This window comes from Xylophilus sp. Leaf220, assembly GCF_001421705.1.
In the GTDB taxonomy this organism is placed as follows: domain Bacteria; phylum Pseudomonadota; class Gammaproteobacteria; order Burkholderiales; family Burkholderiaceae_C; genus Xylophilus.
In genome coordinates this window covers 39,613-57,425 of the sequence record NZ_LMKO01000022.1, presented here as the reverse complement: position 1 = coordinate 57,425, position 17,813 = coordinate 39,613, and the positions used below count along the sequence as shown (strand labels likewise).

At 64.7% G+C, this 17,813-nt stretch carries 15 protein-coding genes and 1 pseudogene; 7 read left to right on the top strand and 9 right to left on the bottom strand.

What is annotated here, in order from left to right; all coding sequences use genetic code 11:
- Nucleotides 1–210: 210 nt before the first annotated feature.
- Nucleotides 211–753, bottom strand: coding sequence for a hypothetical protein (locus ASE76_RS20645; protein WP_156362728.1), 543 nt, complete (start codon nt 751–753; stop codon nt 211–213).
- A 304-nt stretch (nt 754–1,057) separates the two neighbouring features.
- On the opposite strand from ASE76_RS20645, the gene ASE76_RS12265 reads away from it, so the two are divergent.
- Nucleotides 1,058–3,265: a hypothetical protein gene (locus tag ASE76_RS12265; protein ID WP_156362726.1), complete on the top strand. Its 2,208-nt coding sequence runs from the start codon at nt 1,058–1,060 to the stop codon at nt 3,263–3,265.
- Nucleotides 3,266–3,575: 310 nt separating this feature from the next.
- Here ASE76_RS12265 and ASE76_RS12260 read toward each other — a convergent pair whose 3' ends face one another.
- The gene (locus tag ASE76_RS12260) at nt 3,576–3,968 is read right to left on the bottom strand and encodes a helix-turn-helix domain-containing protein (protein ID WP_156362724.1); all 393 of its coding nucleotides are present in this window, start codon (nt 3,966–3,968) and stop codon (nt 3,576–3,578) included.
- Nucleotides 3,969–4,026: 58 nt separating this feature from the next.
- Here ASE76_RS12260 and ASE76_RS20640 point away from each other — a divergent pair, with 58 nt between their 5' ends.
- Both ASE76_RS20640 and ASE76_RS20635 read left to right on the top strand, forming a co-directional pair.
- Nucleotides 4,027–4,407 (top strand): hypothetical protein, encoded by a 381-nt coding sequence (locus ASE76_RS20640; RefSeq protein ID WP_156362722.1) that lies wholly within the window; start codon nt 4,027–4,029, stop codon nt 4,405–4,407.
- 516 nt (nt 4,408–4,923) lie between these two features.
- Nucleotides 4,924–5,568 (top strand): hypothetical protein, encoded by a 645-nt coding sequence (locus ASE76_RS20635; protein ID WP_156362720.1) that lies wholly within the window; start codon nt 4,924–4,926, stop codon nt 5,566–5,568.
- Between the two features lie 88 nt (nt 5,569–5,656).
- Here the strand turns inward: ASE76_RS20635 and ASE76_RS12250 are convergent, their stop codons facing one another.
- The 7 genes and pseudogenes from ASE76_RS12250 to ASE76_RS12225 all read right to left on the bottom strand — a co-directional run bounded on the left by ASE76_RS12250 (nt 5,657) and on the right by ASE76_RS12225 (nt 11,728).
- Nucleotides 5,657–5,851, bottom strand: coding sequence for a hypothetical protein (locus ASE76_RS12250; RefSeq protein WP_055839804.1), 195 nt, complete (start codon nt 5,849–5,851; stop codon nt 5,657–5,659).
- A gap of 343 nt (nt 5,852–6,194) precedes the next feature.
- Nucleotides 6,195–6,866: a hypothetical protein gene (locus tag ASE76_RS20055; RefSeq protein ID WP_236698427.1), complete on the bottom strand. Its 672-nt coding sequence runs from the start codon at nt 6,864–6,866 to the stop codon at nt 6,195–6,197.
- Nucleotides 6,863–8,005, bottom strand: coding sequence for a hypothetical protein (locus tag ASE76_RS12245; RefSeq protein WP_055839801.1), 1,143 nt, complete (start codon nt 8,003–8,005; stop codon nt 6,863–6,865). Before ASE76_RS12245 ends, ASE76_RS20055 begins: the two co-directional genes overlap by 4 nt.
- The gene (locus ASE76_RS12240; RefSeq protein ID WP_236698426.1) at nt 8,002–8,994 is read right to left on the bottom strand and encodes a hypothetical protein; all 993 of its coding nucleotides are present in this window, start codon (nt 8,992–8,994) and stop codon (nt 8,002–8,004) included. Before ASE76_RS12240 ends, ASE76_RS12245 begins: the two co-directional genes overlap by 4 nt.
- A 225-nt stretch (nt 8,995–9,219) precedes the next feature.
- A pseudogene (locus tag ASE76_RS12235) lies at nt 9,220–9,912 on the bottom strand (thymidylate synthase); the annotation flags it as partial.
- An 87-nt stretch (nt 9,913–9,999) separates the two neighbouring features.
- The gene (locus ASE76_RS12230) at nt 10,000–10,854 is read right to left on the bottom strand and encodes a substrate-binding domain-containing protein (protein ID WP_055839798.1); all 855 of its coding nucleotides are present in this window, start codon (nt 10,852–10,854) and stop codon (nt 10,000–10,002) included.
- A gap of 52 nt (nt 10,855–10,906) precedes the next feature.
- Nucleotides 10,907–11,728, bottom strand: coding sequence for a pyruvate, water dikinase regulatory protein (locus ASE76_RS12225; protein ID WP_055839795.1), 822 nt, complete (start codon nt 11,726–11,728; stop codon nt 10,907–10,909).
- Nucleotides 11,729–12,037: 309 nt separating this feature from the next.
- Between ASE76_RS12225 and ppsA the strand changes: the two genes are divergently transcribed.
- The 4 genes from ppsA (at nt 12,038) to ASE76_RS12205 (ending at nt 17,765) form a co-directional block, all read left to right on the top strand.
- Entirely contained in the window at nt 12,038–14,452 is a 2,415-nt protein-coding gene (gene ppsA / locus ASE76_RS12220) for a phosphoenolpyruvate synthase (protein WP_055839794.1), read from the top strand.
- A 328-nt stretch (nt 14,453–14,780) separates the two neighbouring features.
- Complete coding sequence (locus ASE76_RS20050; RefSeq protein ID WP_168389249.1) at nt 14,781–15,161, top strand: DUF4212 domain-containing protein; 381 nt, start codon at nt 14,781–14,783, stop codon at nt 15,159–15,161.
- 12 nt (nt 15,162–15,173) lie between these two features.
- A complete protein-coding gene (locus ASE76_RS12210) occupies nt 15,174–17,237 on the top strand; it encodes a VC_2705 family sodium/solute symporter (RefSeq protein ID WP_055839787.1) in 2,064 nt (687 codons plus the stop codon).
- A 60-nt stretch (nt 17,238–17,297) separates the two neighbouring features.
- Complete coding sequence (locus tag ASE76_RS12205; protein ID WP_055839784.1) at nt 17,298–17,765, top strand: hypothetical protein; 468 nt, start codon at nt 17,298–17,300, stop codon at nt 17,763–17,765.
- Nucleotides 17,766–17,813: the final 48 nt, after the last annotated feature.

Genomic DNA, 17,813 nt, shown 5'->3' with positions numbered 1-17,813 from the left:
CGACCGCTTCGGCGAATCTCGGTCGTCTGACGCGCGCCCCGATCCAAGCGTGGGTTTGTCGTATGGACTACAACTTAGCGTGGGGGACCTAGCAGATGTCAGCATCACTTCCAAACGCGCCGGCTACTTGGCTTGCTTCAAGCGGGTAAGGCATTTGGACACGTCCGTTGGGAAACGAGGCGCCGATGGTAATCATTGTCGGTCGTCCGTTCATGCTTCGCGAAGCTGGGCAGCTCCCCATACCGACGCAGCCTCGTTTTCCAAGCTTTTCACGAATGTCCACTTCCGATGAGCGACGCAAAGTGATACCCATGGCCCGACATCATTGGTGATGGTTGAACTCGTCCCACAGACGATGCATGTCTCTCGCAACCTCACCTCAGCTTCCAGCACAGCTTCTTGGATCGCAACTGCTGTAGGGTCAAATGATTCGCTTGGCTCACAAATGATTCGCCTGACGTCAGTTGGGCGATGCGCGTGAATCACGTGCCGTGCCCGTCCTTGCATTTCGTATGCGAAGGTCGGTGCACCGAACTTTTCTCGAACGCGCGTCCACCGGAAAGTGCGTTTTTCGCTCCCGAGGGCCTCATCGATGTGTTGGCACAGCAGCGCGAATGTTGGCATCCATCCGCGAAAGAAAATGTACGCCCGCTTCCGTTCCACACCCGTCAATGGAAACATGTACTGAAACCTTGCAAGCAGGGCGCGAAGTTGAGAGGAGTCGCTCCACGCTGTCGAGGTCGGTTGGTTCATGGATCGGGCGTTCTTCGTTTCGAGCCATGCAATTTTGAGCGGCTGTCGTCACGGCAGCAAGTTCTCAAAAAGGGGCCTATTCGCGCATGGGCGAGTCGCCACGGTGGTGCCTCGCCGGCGCTGGGCGAAGCGTCCCCCCCGATGGCAACGGCGCCTGCACCGCCCTGGCTGATGCATTGCAGCCTGGAGGGCGCGCTGTCGAATCGGTAAACTGCCGCGGCTGTCTCCCCGCATGCGCGAGAGCGCGCAGGCCACCGAGACCTACGATCACGCCGAAGAGGACGACCTCGAATAAGGGCATGCATTGAAACAGCTCGACGCCGCCCTCCAGCCCGAAGTCGCAGGCTCCGGCCAGCCTGCGCCAACTTCAGCCGGCGCCATCGTCCGCCATGCCAGGGTAGTGCCGAGTTTCATGAGGCCCTTCGTCAAGAGCGCCTTGCCTTCGGTGCACGGCGACGTCGAGGCGCACGAGCTTTTTAACTGGCAGCGCCAGGGCCTTCCTAGTGCGCGGTTTGCCGCCGAGATGCGCGAGATGATCGTTGCACGCCGGCGCGCCAGCTTCGATGTGATCTGGAATTCGCCCATCGGTGTGCGCCTGACCGATGAATGGCACTTGGCAACCAGCGGCACGGAGCGGGCCAGGTTGCTGGCGCTCACGCGAAGCGCGGGGTTCACGCAGGCATTCCCCTCGATGACGCTTCGCCAGGTGAAGGACGCCCTCAAAATGCCGGTGGCCGAGCTGCTCGGCCTCCTCGCACGCATCGAGGCGACCTACTGGGTTGGCCAGCCTGTAGGCGCCAGGATGGTGGCGCTGGCGCCCCAGGTCTCGCCGAATGTCTGCGTGGACGACACCTTCCGCGCCGCCGTCGAAGATTGCCTCAACGCAGCCTGGGTCAAAGGCCTGGACATCGACGACCTGAGGTTTCCGGGCGTCGCGGGTTCCGCGCTCGCGCCGTGGCTCACGCAGCAGATCGCAAAGCCGTCCCTTTCAGGATTCGCCCACGAACTCTGCGTGCGCCTGATCGCTGCCCACAAGGCGACTTGGGCCGAGGAACTCGAAGACCTTCTGCGCCACGCGCTGGTCGACGCCGGCCTGCGCCCAGATCACGCAGGCCTGCAGCGCCGCCGAGAACTCTTTCTCGGCCGCTTTGCTGGCTTGGAGGGAGCGACTTTGCAGGCGGTGGCCGACGTGCATGACCTCACCCGTGAGCGCGTGCGGCAGATCTGTGAAGGCCTCTTGGCCTCGCTGCGTGCGCGGCCGCTCGCGCTGCCGGCGCTGGACCGCCTCTTCGCGTCGGCCTCGCGCGTCATGCCCCTGTCCGCCACAGCGGCCAACGAGCAGCTGCAGCGCTTCCTCGGGGAGGGCGCCGGGATCATTGCAGCGATCGACTTCGCCAAGGAGCTTGGCGTCGCACCGCCGATCCAGGTTGTCGCCACGCGCACGAGCACGAGTGATGGCATCAGAAGCATCGCGATGCTGGACCTCGCTGTCGAGCCGTCGACCTGGATGAGAGTGGCCCTGTCGGAAGCGCGCCGGGATTGCACGTTCGTGGGTTGCACCAATTTCATCCGCATTGCGGGGATTCTGGCGATCAAAGAGGGCGTGGCGCAGAACGAGGACACGCTGCGCTCGCTGTTCGAGCGCGCACCTGGGTTTCGCATCCTGGACGCCGAGTCTGGATGGTTCACCCTCATCGACAGCGACATCAGTGCCGCCGCGGCGCGCATGCGCAAGCTCATGAGCGTCGCCGTGGGTAGCGTCGAGATCGACGCCGTGATCTCGGCACTGGTCACCGACGATGCCTGGTTCTATCGTGACGGCGCCGGACGTGGGCTGGCCATGCCGCCGCTGCACGTGATGACTGCCCTCATCGGAGGCTGGAATTGGCTCACGGCCAACGCGCACAACAAGTACACACCGAAAGCCACCGTCGCGCGCGACGCTCTTTCGCCGACAGAGGCCACGATCGTCAGCATCATCGAGGAACACGGCGGCGCGGCCACGCGCAATGAAATTGCAGCCCGCTTGGTGGTACTAGGTGGCGTCTCGAACATGGCGGTTTCGGTGGCGCTCAGCAGTTCACCTGCGATTCAGAAGCTCGAGCACTCGATCTATGCGATCCGTGGTCGGCCGATCCCTGCACAAGGCCTGATCGATGCCCGCCGGCGAAGGGAAGTCGAGGTCGGCCGCAATGCTCCCTTGGAAGGGGCCGTCGACCTGACTTGTCCCTACCGCTTCAGCGTCACGCAATCGGCGTCGATGGAACCGCTACGGCGTCAGGTCGTCTACCTGCCGAAATTCCTTCTCGGGAAGATCTATGGCACCTTCGCGCACAAAGGCGAAAGCCTCCCTCCGATCAACATCAAGGCGAACAGCCAGCAATTCTTCAGCTTGGCACTATCCGCGAACAAGGCCGGGGTCGCTCCCGGCGATCGGTTCGACCTGGTGATCGACATGCCGAACCAGAACTACGAGATCATCCCGGCGAAAGCAACCCCGCCGCCGCTCTAATGAGCCTTGCTCGAGCAGCGCCTGGTAGCTGATGGTCGAGACCACCTCGTTCGCGCGATCGGGGTCCATTTCTGGTCCTTGACCGATCGTCGTTCGCAGCAGCTGCCGTTCGTGTCCCGAAAACGCGCCCGTGCCGGAAATCGTCAGTCCTGACCAGCATCAAAGTGCACGAATCTTGGCACGCAGCGGAAGCGAAGATCTCGGCGCAAAACAGTCCGTTGACCGGAGTGCCCGTAGGCCGGCTTTGGAAGACTCGGGCCCCAAGGCCAAGGCGCATCACGCTACCCGGCACCCAAGAACACGTTCAGCGTCACTCTGGAGGAATCCTCTCAAACTCCAGGAGCAGGGCCTCCAAAATTTCGCGCTGGGGTTCTGACAGCGCTTGCAGCCGACGAGCGAGGTCCTTGGCGTTAAGAGGCCGATCCGAACCGCCGGTCTGCCGGTTCGAGGCCTTCGGGTCGGGCCCAAAACGCAACCAATGCTCGGACACGTCTAGCCAACGCGCCAAAATCGCCAATCGATCCGGGCGGGGCACTGCTGTGCCGTTGACCCACTTGTGCACGCTCTGGACGGACAGCCCTTCAGGGAACTCCGACACCAGAGCCTCTGCCAACTGGGTCGCACCGAGACCGCCGTGCCCCTTGCGTTGCATCGCTTGACGAAAGCGCGTGCCAAAGGCTTTCGGGTCAACGGCGGAGGGCATCCGCAAATTGTCGCGACCGATTGATTTTTATCATTCCCTAGCATGAGATAATTTTATCGTGTACGCGATACTCAACATCCTTCGTTGGTGTCGATCCGCATCCTTCGCCCTCGCGGGCGGGCAACCAATGGAACCTGTGAAATACCCATCGCTCTCACTTTGCGCGCTCGCGCTCGCCTGCATGCACGGTGCGCAGGCTCAGGATCGCGGCCCCGTACCCGCTGCGGTTTCAGCCTTCTTGGCCAATCCAACGCACTGTGCTGTTCTGATCGGCGGCGCCGACTATGCGGTTGATGGCGCGGGCCGGGTTTATGGCGAGATGTTGGCCGCAGCATTGACGGGCCTGGGCACGCCCCTGCCTTCTGCGGTCGAATGGATGCGCAATGCATGCGCAAGCAAATTGGCGCAATCCGATCGCCTGTCCAGGGAGGTGCTGTGAACCTCCGCTCTCGTGCCCAACTCTTGAGATGCCTCGCAACTTTGCTCGCGTTCGCGTGCTGGCTACCCGCCCACGGGGCTATACGTCCACTGACGTTCGAACACGCTGCCGACAAAGCCACGATCCTGAAAGGCTGCCCGAAACGAGCTCGGGGTTCGATCGAGAGCGTGTACCTGAGCGACGCCGAGGGCAACCGCTGGAGTGTGAGTTCGGGCAAGCCACCCTTCCTCGTTGTTCAAGCCGCGGAGGCGACTGACTTCCTGGTGATTGGCCCGCTTCTTTCGCCGCCGACTTCCGGCCAACTTCAGTCGCTCCGGGGTCGGCCGACGTGCGTCATCTCAGGTTAGCTGAGCAAATCCATAGACGCTTGAGGCCGGCTCGCCTTCTCTGGCTTTGTGATCCCAATCAACTTCAGCCAGCCAGTCGGGAGCCGAAGCAACGGATGAGTTTCGCTGCGACTTGCCAAAGGCTCCGAAGCTAGCACCTCGGCCCTTTAACTCCACCCAACACCCGCTCATGCCCACCACGATCACATTACCCGGCAAGCGACGCATCTGGCTTGATGTTGCTCGCGGTGTCGTCATCGATGCTTCCGAAACTTCAGTCGCCGTCGTCCACCAAGATCGCGACCAACGGCAGTACATTGGAGGTACGGCGATTGTTCGTCCTGGACGTCTGCACTCCGAGATCGTGTCAATCAACAAGGTTTGGCTGCGCTCGCCCGACGGGAAGGAGTCCGCCCATGACCTGAGCGAATTTCCCGTCGACTCGAGAGTTGGCCACGACATGTCGCTGGTGTACGGTGCCGCCGAAGGCATCGAAGAAGGTTCCGTGTTCGGCGCCCTGAACAACACCACCGGAAAATTCAACTTCGACAAGTCGATTCACTGCGACCGCCTGCGGCCGCTCGGACTCTACCTTCCGCCGGGCTTTTATAAAAAGCGCATCAAATGGGGGCTGATCATTGGCACCGGCATTGGGGTGCTGTGTGCCATCTCCGCCGGCACGGATGTTTCTTTCATCGTCGCAGGCGTGATCTTCGGATTTCTATTCTCTTTGCCGGTGGCCCTGGTGCAAGCCGTTATCAGGCAGGTACAAGGGCAGCGGCTCGTGCCAAGGCTCAATCACCTCGCACTGGCCGTGCTTGTCGGAACGGATTAGCCGTCCCACACACGCACCGCGACGGGGCCGAGGCGTTTCTTCTGCGAAGGTTCACGCTGCACCCGATTCGATTCTGCGCACCGACACCTCATGACCCGCAATCCGGCATCGCCCGCTTGAAAGAAAAGACGGCTTCCGAGTCCAATCCCAGGCCGAAAAACGCATCGGCGGACCGACTAAAAATCGTTTCTTTGGGGATCCGCACGGCGACTTCGATCCCGTGCGTGATGCCGTAGGCCTGCGGCCTATCGAATCGCGGGCTGAGACATTGGACGTTGGTCATCACTGGCGCACACGAATGAGCCTGCGGTCCGAAGGCCAGATTGTTTGCGGCCGCATTAGGGGTTCGTGACAGGCGCACCGAGACGGAGAGCGGACGCGCGGACGAACCATCTTGGTGAAGTATGGAAAGTATGGCGTGTATGAAAATTATGGCCGGGGCCGCCTCCGGCGAAAAACGATGCAACCTGATCAACCATCACCTGTTGTCCAGCGGCAGGCTCGATTCTGTGGCCCGCGAATGACTTACGCACCGCCCTGCAGGTGGGCCGACGGAGCCCAAGACGGGGCGGCTGGGCCGGCCATCGCGCTGCAGCGCACAGTCTCACTAGCTGTAGCTGCTCAATCTAGTCCGGCAACGATGCACGAAGCGCTTGAAGCGTCCGCTCTTCTGGATCATCGACCCCAATTGATGCTGATGCGGAGCTTCCAAGAATGATTGTTCCGGAGCTGGGAGCCGCAAGTCGAAGTTGGATCTTCTCGACCTCGAATTTCCGTGCCCCGGTCAGGGAGTTGCAAGCCGAACGGACGTCTCGATCTCCTTTAACCACTATCTTCGCCTTGATGCCGGGCTCGAGCTCTAAAGCGCTGATCTGAAGAGAATCAACAATGGGGCTCAGATTAGCCATCTCCTGGAACTTCGCACTCCATCGGAGCACATCCACCGTCTGCGCGATGATTGCTACCTCAAAGTCAGAGGCCTCCGAAAGACGATTCAAAAGCGCCTGAACGCTACGTGGAGGATCTCGCAACTCTAATCCAGCGCCTGAGGGACTAGCCCGGAATGAACTTTGCCGAAATTCAACGCGGTCAAACGACAGTTCGAGGCCAAAAGGATCGGTCACGGTCTCTGTAAATTCGATGCGTTCTACGTATCGTCCTTCCAGAAAGTCGTCGCGCACTCGATCAATCACGAATCCGTGAGATACCTCAGGGCCAAACGGTCGTGCCTTCAAGCGCCTGCCCAGAGCACGCATCGAGATAGGCCAGTCGGCCTGCAGCCATCGGTATCGCTTCAAGGCTGCTCTCCCAGTTCAGTAATGTCGTCAGGAGAAAGCGCATCTGTCTCCGCGACCAATGCGGCCAAAACCTCGCGAGCTGTTGTTTCGAGCAACCCAAGCAGTTGTGCTTTTTCCGAGGGTCCTACCGGAACGATGGTTTTGCGGTGGCTCCCTTTATAAGCGCGGAAGGCACCCTGAACGTTGTACTTGAACCCGGTACCAAGTTTTCGGTCTTGGAAGCCGGCTTCAAACTGAAGAATGTCAGGGGGATTGGCGTCTTGTTCCGATCGCCACGAGATGGAGGTAATGTAAAAGCCGCGCGCGGTTAGATCCTTGTACTCTTGCGACTGGACAAGATTCTGGCCCGATAGCGCCATGCTGTGGACCACCGCAAACATCTCAGCACGGGCCTCGCTTTCATCCACATCGTCTAGGTCAAGTGACTCGTCATCCTCGCCGTCTTCGGATAGGTGAGAGGAAACGCGCAAACTCATCACGTTTCTCAGCTTGAATCCCTGCAACGTCGAGATAAGCCGCGTGAAGAACTTTGACCGGAGGCCTACCGACGTAAGGCCACGGAGTTCAATCACTTCTTCCTCAATCACTTCCCTGCGGCGGCGTTCGACGTTGTCTTTCAGCGCTTGAACGATCCGTTTGGCCTTTTCCGTCGCGGGCATGCGGACGACCGTTTGTCCGTCCACAATAAAAAACTCGATCTCGGCCTCCTGCCGTTCGCGCTGCAGTAGTCGGGCACGCGAATGGTTGAACTCCTCGTACTTCACATTGACGATGAGCCCATCCGCGGTTGTTGGACGGTGAACTACGCGCTCTGCCTTTCCCGTCGCGCTAATGTATTCTTCGACAGCGGCTTTGAGGTCCTCCTGGGAGATCACAGCGTTCAACCGTACTGAAGTCGTCTTCTCCTTGCGACCGCCTGGTTCGCGCTTGTGCACGATGGTCGCCACATCCTGGAAGGCATGCGGCAGGATTGACAGGTAGTCCGCCAGTTCTTCGCGGGAGTCCTGTGAAGAGCAAAAAATGCCTCGATCTCGGGCGAGCTCCCTGAGCACATTCTCAGTAATCTTCTGCTTTCCTGAGAGCAGCAGATCGTAGATGTCGTTGTCGTTCGCGCTCAAATGATCGAGAAATTCGCTCATCCCCACGTCCCCAGGTCAATGTTCGAGTACACAGTGCGTGTCTCCCTCATGGGTTCATAACGGATTGCTTTTACGTACTCGCCAAGATCCGTATATACGCCGCTGCCGGTGAGTCCTTCGATGTACTGGAGTTGCGCTTTCTGAAACGTAGGCGACGAAATCGGCGATGCTCCAAGCGTCTTGACCGTCACAGTAGTGTTCTCATCAAGTAAGTCATACTTGCGCATTGTGTCGATGAGGTACATGAATTCGTCGACCGTGTCGCCCGGCCTTGAATAGAAAATCAGCACCCCTCGGCTGACTGGCCGACGAGGGTCGCGGTGCTCAAGGATGATGATCGGGGACGTTAGCGTCTCAAGCGTCGCAGCCTTCGCCTTCTTTACTTGCAAGTTTGCACGCCGCATCAATTGGGGGTGAAAGAAGAAGCAGTGTTCGGGCGCAGGGACCTCGGGGGTCGCCTTGCCCCGCATTCGCTGGATGTCAGCGCGTATGTTATCGAGCCAAAAGATCTCTCTCGGACCTAGTACGAAGAGCTTGCTGCCACGTGGTAGTTGAAGACTCTCGGGGGCGATGTGCACCAAATTCTTCTGAAAGTCCGCCTCGTACTCCCCATCGTGGTTGTAGACGAATAACAGACCACTGACCGAAAACGTGACGTTGTCGTGGGTGTGCAATTTGCGCCACTCGTCGCTTCGCTCCGCACAAGCCACCTGCTTCCCGAGACTTTCAACGGCAGCTTTCACAGCTGCGGCTGTAATCGTGCCTTTCGCGTAGCTTTTGAGATCACAGTGCACGTACGTCTGACGCGCGGCATACGGCTCATCGTAGTAGTACACGACGTCGCACGGGTGCGTTGCGGCCCCGTGTCGCTCCGTGTCCTCGCACGGCCAATCGTGATTGGTTGGCCCGAGCCGCGACCAGAAAAACTCTGAAAAAAGTTCACTCGCCAGGATTTCGGCCTGATGGGCCGTATGTTCGTTTTCTGCCAAGATGCGACCCCATGTTTGGTACGCATGCTACATGCTGGCGGAGCATTCGTAACTCTTTGCGACAGTCGGGGCAAAATTGACCCCATTTGGTGCTGCCACGTGAGGACACCTTGCGGGCTTTGGCGAACCTAAAGCGACCGTGCGGGCTGGTGTTTTTTGGAAAAGTGTCAACGGAATGAGACGCTAACCCGTTGATTTTCAATGAATTGATACTTTTTTAGGTTCCGAAAACAGGTGGCAATCGCCGCCGGTCCAGACGAAGTCGCCCACGTCCAGGTCGCACTGCTGCGCCACCATGTGGGTCAGCAGCGCGTAGCTGGCGATGTTGAAGGGCACGCCCAGGAAAATGTCGGCGCTGCGCTGGTAGAGCTGGCAGCTGAGCCTGCCGCGCGCGCCGGGCGCCTGCGGCGGCGCCACGTAGAACTGGAAGAACGCATGGCAGGGCATCAGCGCCATCTTGTCCAGGTCGGCCACGTTCCAGGCGCTGACGATGATGCGGCGCGAGTCGGGGTTCTGCTTCAGCGTCTCGATCACCTGCGCGATCTGGTCGATGTGCCCGCCGTCGGGCGTCGGCCAGCTGCGCCACTGCACGCCGTAGACCGGGCCCAGGTCGCCGTCCTCGCGCGCCCACTCGTCCCAGATCGTCACGCCGCGCTCCTGCAGCCAGGTGTTGCTGCTGCTGCCGGTCAGGAACCAGAGCAGTTCCTGGATGATGGAGCGCAAGTGCACCTTCTTGGTGGTCACCAGCGGAAAGCCTTCGGACAGGTCGAAGCGCATCTGGTAGCCGAAGACGCTGGTGGTGCCGGTGCCGGTGCGGTCGCCCTTCTGCACGCCGTGAGCCAGCACGTGGCGCACGAAATCCTCGTACTGGGTGCGCACCGGGCGCGGGGCGGGGGAGGGGGTTGCGGGCGAGGACATGGTCGGCGGGCCGGTGACAGGACAGCCGGCGATTTTAGGCGGGCCGCCCCCGCGCGGCCCCGCCTGCAGGAGGAAGCCTTTCGCGCCTCAGGGTGCCGGGATCGGCTCGAGCCCCGTCTTGCGGATCGTGGGCGCCGCGGCCGGCGACTGCAGGTAGCGGATCAGGTCGCGTGCCGCTTCAGGCTGCGTCGATGCGGTGGCGATGCCGGCCGAGAACACGGTCACCCGTTGCACCTCGGGCGGCAGCGGGCCCAGGTAGTCGATGCCCTCGATCGGCAGCAGTTCGCTGACCTGCTGCAGGCCGAGTGCCGCATCGCCGCGGGCCACCACGGTGCCGACCCGCTCGCTCAGGATGCGGCGGCTCTTGGGCATCACCTGCGATTCGATGCCCAGCGTCTTGAGCATCTCGGTCTCGTAGTAGGTGCCGCTGGCGCTGGCCGAATAGGCGATCGACGGGGCCGCGAGCAGCGTGCGCTTGAGCGCCTCGACCGTGGCGATGTCGGGCCGCGGCGCGCCCTTCTTCACCGCCATGCCGATGGAGGAGCGCACCAGGTCGACCTGGCTGCCGGGCACGACCTTGCCGGCCTTCACCAGCGCATCGAGCGCGTCGCGCGCCAGGATCACCACGTCGGCCGGCTCGCCCCGGCCGAGGCGGGTGGGGATCGCGTCGGTGGCATTGCCCATCGAGGCGCCGTAGGCGGTCTGCACCGTGCGGCCGGATTGCTTCTCGTAGGCCGGGCGCAGGTCGTTGTAGGCTGCGGTGAAGCCGCCGGAGGTCATGACGTGGACCGGCGCCGATGCCGCGGCCGGCGCAGCCGCGTGCGTGGTGCCGCCCGGCAGGCTGCCGCAGCCGGCCAGCACGAGGGCCGACGCCAGCAGCGCGGCGCGGCGGGAGATGCCCGACAGGGCGGTACGGGAGGTGGGACGGAGGGTGGGAGCCATGCTGTCTCTCTTTCTTTCTGGCTTGCTTGCTGGGAAATGGATGGTCGTGGGATCAGTACACCAGCCGCTCGGGCCGCAGCTCCTGCAGGATGGTGGTGGCGATCTCCTCGATCGACTTGGTGGTGGTGCTGAGCCAGCGGATGCCGCTGCGCCGCATCATTGCCTCGGCCTCGGCGATCTCGTGGCGGCAGTTGGCGAGCGCGGCGTACCTGGAGTCGGGCCGGCGCTCGTTGCGGATCTCCGACAGCCGCTCGGGCGAGATCGACAGGCCGAAGATCTTCTTCCTGTGCGGCACCAGGGCCGGCGGCAGCTGCTGGCGCTCGAAGTCCTCGGGGATCAGCGGGTAGTTGGCGGCCTTCAGGCCGTACTGCATCGCCAGGTAGAGCGAGGTGGGCGTCTTGCCGCTGCGGCTCACCCCGACCAGGATCACGTCGGCGCCCTGCAGGTCGCGGTTGCTCTGGCCGTCGTCGTGCGCCAGGCTGAAGTTGATCGCCTCTATCCGGTCGTTGTATTCCTTGCTCTTGCTGACGTCGCTGAACCGGCCCACCCGGTGCAGCGACTTGATGCCCAGTTCCTTCTCCAGCGGCTGCACGAAGGTGCCGAACATGTCGAGCAGCATGCCCTTGCAGCCTTCCTGCACCACCCGCAGGACCTCCATGTTGACCAGGGTGGTGAAGACGATCGGCTTGCGCCCCTCCACCTCGGCCACATGGTTGACCTGCCGCACCGCCTGGAAGGCCTTGTCGACCGTGTCGATGAAGGGCAGCCGCACGTGCCGCGGCTTGAACTCGAATTGCGACAGGATGGCGATGCCGAAGGCCTCGGCGGTGATGCCGGTGCCGTCGGAGATGAAGAAAACGGTGCGGGTGTGCATGGCGGGCGGTGGTGGTGGGGCTGCGGTGGTGCACAGGGTCGGGCGGCGCCTGGCGCAGCCGCAAGAATAAGCGCTGGCCGCCCGTCGGGCATGCCCGGCGATCCGAACGGCGGGCCCGGCCGGGTTTGCCCGGGGGGGCTTGCAACAAAGCATGACCGGGGCCCCGCGGCCTAGAATGCCCGGCTTGGCTGCCCATTTTTCACGCATGTTCTCCGACCCACCAGAACAAGACCAAAGTCCGCGCCCGGACATGCGTGCACGCCCGCCCACCTGCGGCGGCGACCCGGTTTCAACTTCTGGAGCTTTCCCATGTCTGCACGCTTTGAGGCGACCGCCCTGGTCGTACCGTTCGAGAACCTGAGGATGACCGACGTCGAGTCGGTCGGCGGCAAGAACGCCTCCCTCGGCGAGATGATCTCCCAGCTGCCCGAGGGCGTGCGGGTGCCCACCGGCTTCGCCACCACGGCCCATGCCTTCCGCCAGTTCCTGGCCCACGAGGGCCTGGCCGACCGGATCAGCGCCAAGCTGGCCGCGCTCGATACCGAAGACGTGCGCGCGTTGGCCGCCGCCGGCGCCGAAATCCGCGGCTGGGTCGAGGCCCAGCCCTTTCCGGCCGACCTGCAGGCGGCCATCGGCGAGTCCTTCGCCGCGCTGTCGGCGGGCAACCCGGCCGCATCGTTCGCGGTGCGCTCGTCTGCCACCGCCGAGGATCTGCCCGACGCGTCCTTCGCCGGCCAGCAGGAGACCTTCCTCAATGTGGTCGGCATCGACGACGTGCTGCACAAGATGAAGGAAGTCTTCGCCTCGCTCTACAACGACCGCGCGATCAGCTACCGGGTGCACAAGGGCTTCGCCCACGACGTGGTGGCGCTGTCGGCCGGCGTGCAGCGCATGGTGCGCTCCGACCTGGGCGCGGCGGGCGTGATGTTCACCATCGACACCGAGTCGGGCTTCGACCAGGTCGTCTTCATCACCAGCAGCTACGGCCTGGGCGAGACGGTGGTGCAGGGCGCGGTGAACCCCGACGAGTTCTACGTGCACAAGCCGATGCTCAAGGCCGGCAAGCGCGCGGTGATCCGCCGCAACCTGGGCAGCAAGCTGATCCAGATGACCTTCGCCACTACAGAAGAAAAGGCCGCCAGCGGCAAGCTGGTCAAGACCGTCGACGTGCCGACCGAGCAGCGCAACCGCTACTCGCTCACCGACGCCGACGTCGAGCAGCTGGCGAAGTACGCGCTGGTGATCGAGGAGCACTACGGACGCCCGATGGACATCGAATGGGGCAAGGACGGCACCGACGGCCTGCTCTACATCCTGCAGGCCCGCCCCGAGACGGTGAAGAGCCAGCAGCAGGGCAAGGCCGAGCAGCGCTACAAGTTGAAGGGCACCGGCACCGTGCTGGCCGAAGGCCGCGCCATCGGCCAGAAGATCGGCACCGGCCCGGTCCGGCTGGTCTACAACATCAGCGAGATGGACAAGGTCCAGGCCGGCGACGTGCTGGTCACCGACATGACCGACCCGAACTGGGAGCCGGTGATGAAGCGCGCCAGCGCCATCGTGACCAACCGCGGCGGCCGCACCTGCCACGCGGCGATCATCGCCCGCGAGCTGGGCATCCCGGCGGTGGTCGGCTGCGGCGACGCGACCGAACTGCTCAAGGACGGCACGCTGGTGACCGTGAGCTGCGCCGAAGGCGATACCGGCCTGATCTACGACGGCCTGATCGAGACCGAGGTGACCGAGGTCGAGCGCGGCGAGATGCCCGCGATCAAGACCAAGATCATGATGAACGTGGGCAACCCGCAGCTGGCCTTCGACTTCTGCCAGCTGCCGAACGACGGCGTGGGCCTGGCCCGGCTGGAATTCATCATCAACAACAACATCGGCGTGCACCCGAAGGCGATCCTCGACTACCCGAACGTCGATGCCGACCTGAAGAAGGCGGTCGAGTCGGTGGCCCGCGGCCATGCGAGCCCGAAGGCGTTCTACGTCGACAAGGTGGCCGAGGGCGTGGCGACCATCGCCGCGGCCTTCTGGCCCAAGCCGGTGATCGTGCGCCTGTCGGACTTCAAGTCCAACGAATACCGCAAGCTGATCGGCGGCAGCCGCTACGAGCCGGAAGAAGAGAACCCGATGCTGGGCTTCCGCGGCGCGGCGCGCTACGTGAGCACCGAGTTCCGCGAGGCCTTCGCCATGGAATGCGAGGCGATGCGCCGGGTGCGCAACGACATGGGCCTGACCAACGTGCAGGTGATGGTGCCCTTCGTCCGCACGCTGGGCCAGGCCGACAAGGTGACGCAACTGCTGGCCGAGCACGGCCTGCAGCGCGGCGAGGGCGGCGACGGCACGGCCGGCTCCGCGCTCAAGGTCATCATGATGTGCGAGGTGCCGAGCAACGCGATCCTGGCCGAGCGCTTCCTCGAATACTTCGACGGTTTCTCGATCGGCTCCAACGACCTGACCCAGCTCACCCTGGGCCTGGACCGCGACTCGGGCCTGGAACTGCTGGCCGCCGACTTCGACGAGCGCGACCCGGCGGTGCAGGCGATGCTGTCGAAGGCGATCGACGCCTGCAAGGCCGCCGGCAAGTACGTCGGCATCTGCGGCCAGGGCCCGAGCGACCATCCGGACTTCGCCCAGTGGCTGGCCGACGAGGGCATCGCCTCGATCTCTCTGAACCCCGACAGCGTGATCGAGACCTGGAAGCGCCTGGCGGCGGGCTGAGCACGCCCCCAGGCTTGCCCACTGCGTGTGGCCGCCTACCCCCTCGCCGGGGAGGATCAAGCACTCCCCCAGGCTTGCCCACTTCGTGTGGCCGCCACCCCCTCGCCGGGGGCGATACCCACGGCCCGGCAGAGCCGGTTCCGCGGTATCCCCGATGAGAACGCATGGCCTGCGACGGGCTGCGGTATTGCTCCCTCTCCCTCTGGGAGAGGGTTGGGGTGAGGGCCTCCCGGCCGAGACATGCACTGCACGTTCCGCGCGCTGCCTGTGGTCCTCCTTGCTGGCAAACACCGAGGCGCCGACATCCGCCTGCTGCGATGATCGCGGCATGGCTTTTCCTGGTTTTCCCGCCCTGCCGCCATCCTTGCCGCACGCAGGGCACGAAGCCGCACCGGTCGCGTTCGCGGTACCCGTGCCGCGGGACTGGCCGCTGCGGGCGGCCTTGCTGCTGGTGTGGGCCGTGGCATCGTTCGGGGTGTGCTACTTCGCGCGGTCGCTGGAATTCATGGTGCAGGGCTGGCCGCTGAACGTCTGGATGGCCGGGCAGGGCGCCTTGGGCGTGTTCCTGCTGGTGGTGGTGGCCTATGCGGTGGGCACCGGGCGCAGCGACCGGCGCGAGGCGGCGCGTGCCGCACTGGCCTCCGCCGCGGGCGACCCGGCGGATGGTGGACCCGCTTCGGCTGCCGCGTCCTCCGTGCCGCACGGCTGACGCGGTCGCGCCGTGGCCCTCCCACCCGACGACAGCCGGGCCTACGCCCGGCGGCTGCACCTGGTCTTCGGCGCCTATGCGGTCGGCGTCGTCGTGTTCCTGCTGGCGCTGGGCTGGGCCGAGCAGAGCGGCCTGTCGCGCCACTGGATCGGGCCGATCTTCCTGTTCGGCACGGTGATGGTCTACGCCGCGATCGGCGTCTGGGGCCGCACCACCGATGCCGACGAGTACTACGTCGCCGGCCGGCGCATTCCGCCGATCTACAACGGCATGGCGACGGCGGCCGACTGGATGAGCGCCGCATCGTTCCTCAGCCTGGCGGGCGCGCTGTACCTGCAGGGTTTCTCCGGCAGCGAAGGACAGGCCGGCGGGCTGGCCTACCTGCTGGGCTGGACCGGCGGCTTCTGCCTGGTGGCGATGCTGATCGCGCCGACGCTGCGGGCGATGAACCTCTACACCGTGCCCGACTTCTTCCAGGTGCGCTACGGCGGCCGGTGGCCGCGGCGCATCGCGGCGGTGTCGGCGGTGCTGTGCTCCTTCACCTACCTGGTGGCGCAGATCTACGGCGTGGGGCTGATCGCCTCGCGGCTCACCGGCGTGCAGTTCGAGATCGGCATCATGCTGGGCCTGGGCGGCGTGCTGCTCTGCTCCTTCCTGGGCGGCATGCGGGCCATCACCTGGACGCAGGTGGCGCAGTACCTGGTGCTGCTGCTGGCCTTCCTGATCCCGGTGTCGTGGCTCGCGTACAAGCAGCTCGGCAACCCGCTGGCGCCGCTGGTCTACGGCACCCAGATCGCGAAGATCGGCCAGATGGAGGATGCGCTGCGCGCATCGCCCGCCGAGCGGCAGGTGGCCGACATCTACCGGCAGCGGGCGCAACTGCATGCCGAGCGGTTGCGCGACGTAGAGGGCGCGCTGGCGGCCGAGCGGGCGCGCCTGCAGCGGCAGCTGGAAGAGCTGCGCAGCCGCAACGCCGAGGTGGCCGAGGTGATGGCCGCCAGCCGCGCACTGGCCGCCCTGCCGCGCGACGTGGCCACCGCCCGCGAGCGCTGGAGCCGGGCGCTGCGCGAGGACACCGAGCGCGCCCGCCCGCTCGGCGGCCTGCCGCCCCATGCGCGGGCCTTCGCCGGCGACCCCGAAGGCTCGCCGGCCGAGCGGGCCGCGTTCGACGACGCGCGCCGCAACTTCCTCGCGCTGATGTTCTGCCTGATGGTCGGCACCGCCGGCCTGCCGCACCTGCTGACCCGCTTCTACACAACGCCCAGCGTGGGTGCGGCCCGGCGCTCGGTGGCGTGGTCGCTGTTCTTCATCGTGCTGCTGTACGTGAGCGCGCCGGCCCTGGCGGTGATGGTGAAGTTCGAGGTGATGCAGAACCTGGTCGGCACGCGGTTCGATGCGCTGCCGGGCTGGGTGGCGCAGTGGACCCGGCTCGACGCGTCGCTGCTGGCGATCGAGGACGTCAACGGCGACGGCCGGGTGCAGTTCGCCGAGATCCGGATGGGGGCCGACATGATCATGCTGGCGACGCCCGAGCTGGGCGGGCTGCCCTACGTGGTGTCGGGCCTGGTCGCGGCCGGCGGGCTGGCCGCGGCGCTCTCCACCGCCGACGGCCTGCTGCTGACGATCAGCAACGCGCTGGTGCGCGACATGGTGTCGCAGGAACGGCCCTCGCGCCGCACGCCCGAGCAGCGGGTGATCCTGACCAAGTTCGCGCTGCTGGGCGTGGCGCTGATCGCCGCGGCGGTGGCGGCGGCGCGGCCCGCCGAGATCCTGACGCTGGTCACCGCGTCGTTCTCGCTGGCGGCGTCGGCCTTCGTGCCGGCGATGGTGCTGGGCATCTTCTGGCGCGGTGCCACCCGGCACGGCGCGGTGGCGGGCATGCTGGCCGGGCTGGGCGTGGCGCTGTACTACCAGCTCGCGCATGTGGCGCCGTTGCGCGGCCTGCTGGGCCTGGCCGCCGCGGCGCCGTCGTGGTGGGGCATCCAGCCGATCTCGGCAGGCGTGTTCGGCGTGCCCGCGGGCGTGGCGGTGGTGTGGCTGGCCAGCCTGGCGAGCCGAAAACCGCAGCGCGGATGAGGTTTTTCCCTGTGGGTAAATACCGTTTATCGGTGCACCCCTGCATGGCAAGCTGCGCCCATGATTCTTGCCAAGACGGCCCTGGGCCACCAGGCGATGAAAGACCGGTCGGTGCCGCTGACGCCGCGGCAGCGGTCGGCCTTCATCCTGTTCGACGGCCGGCGCAGCCGGGACGAGGTGCTGGCCGCCACCGCCGGCATGGGCGTGGCGGCGGCCGACATCGACGCGATGGTGGCCGCCGGCCTGCTGGTCGAATCCGCAGCCCCGGCGGGTGCGGTCACCCCTGTCCCACCGGCCGCGGCCGATGCGGCCAGCGCGGCCAGCGCACGCACGCCGCAGCAGCGCTACAGCGAGGCCTACCCGATCGCGACGCAGCTCACCTCCGGACTCGGGCTGCGCGGATTCCGCCTCAACCTATCGCTGGAAGCCGCCTCGGGCTACGAGGACCTGGTGCAGCTGGCGCCCAAGATACGCGAGGCGGTCGGCCCCGAGAAGTACGCGTCGCTGGACCGCGCGCTGAACGGGTAGGACTGCGCGGCGGGCGGCCGGGCCGGCCGCCATGCAACAGCGCGCCCC

What these genes read in the sequence shown, in the direction of transcription:
- ASE76_RS20645 (WP_156362728.1), bottom strand. Translation starts at nt 753, where the DNA reads ATGAACCAACCGACCTCGACAGCGTGGAGCGACTCCTCTCAACTTCGC.
- ASE76_RS12260 (WP_156362724.1), bottom strand. Translation starts at nt 3,968, where the DNA reads ATGCCCTCCGCCGTTGACCCGAAAGCCTTTGGCACGCGCTTTCGTCAA.
- ASE76_RS20635 (WP_156362720.1), top strand. Translation starts at nt 4,924, where the DNA reads ATGCCCACCACGATCACATTACCCGGCAAGCGACGCATCTGGCTTGAT.
- ASE76_RS12250 (WP_055839804.1), bottom strand. Translation starts at nt 5,851, where the DNA reads ATGACCAACGTCCAATGTCTCAGCCCGCGATTCGATAGGCCGCAGGCC.
- ASE76_RS12245 (WP_055839801.1), bottom strand. Translation starts at nt 8,005, where the DNA reads ATGAGCGAATTTCTCGATCATTTGAGCGCGAACGACAACGACATCTAC.
- ASE76_RS12230 (WP_055839798.1), bottom strand. Translation starts at nt 10,854, where the DNA reads ATGGCTCCCACCCTCCGTCCCACCTCCCGTACCGCCCTGTCGGGCATC.
- ASE76_RS12225 (WP_055839795.1), bottom strand. Translation starts at nt 11,728, where the DNA reads ATGCACACCCGCACCGTTTTCTTCATCTCCGACGGCACCGGCATCACC.
- ppsA (WP_055839794.1), top strand. Translation starts at nt 12,038, where the DNA reads ATGTCTGCACGCTTTGAGGCGACCGCCCTGGTCGTACCGTTCGAGAAC.
- ASE76_RS20050 (WP_168389249.1), top strand. Translation starts at nt 14,781, where the DNA reads ATGGCTTTTCCTGGTTTTCCCGCCCTGCCGCCATCCTTGCCGCACGCA.
- ASE76_RS12205 (WP_055839784.1), top strand. Translation starts at nt 17,298, where the DNA reads ATGATTCTTGCCAAGACGGCCCTGGGCCACCAGGCGATGAAAGACCGG.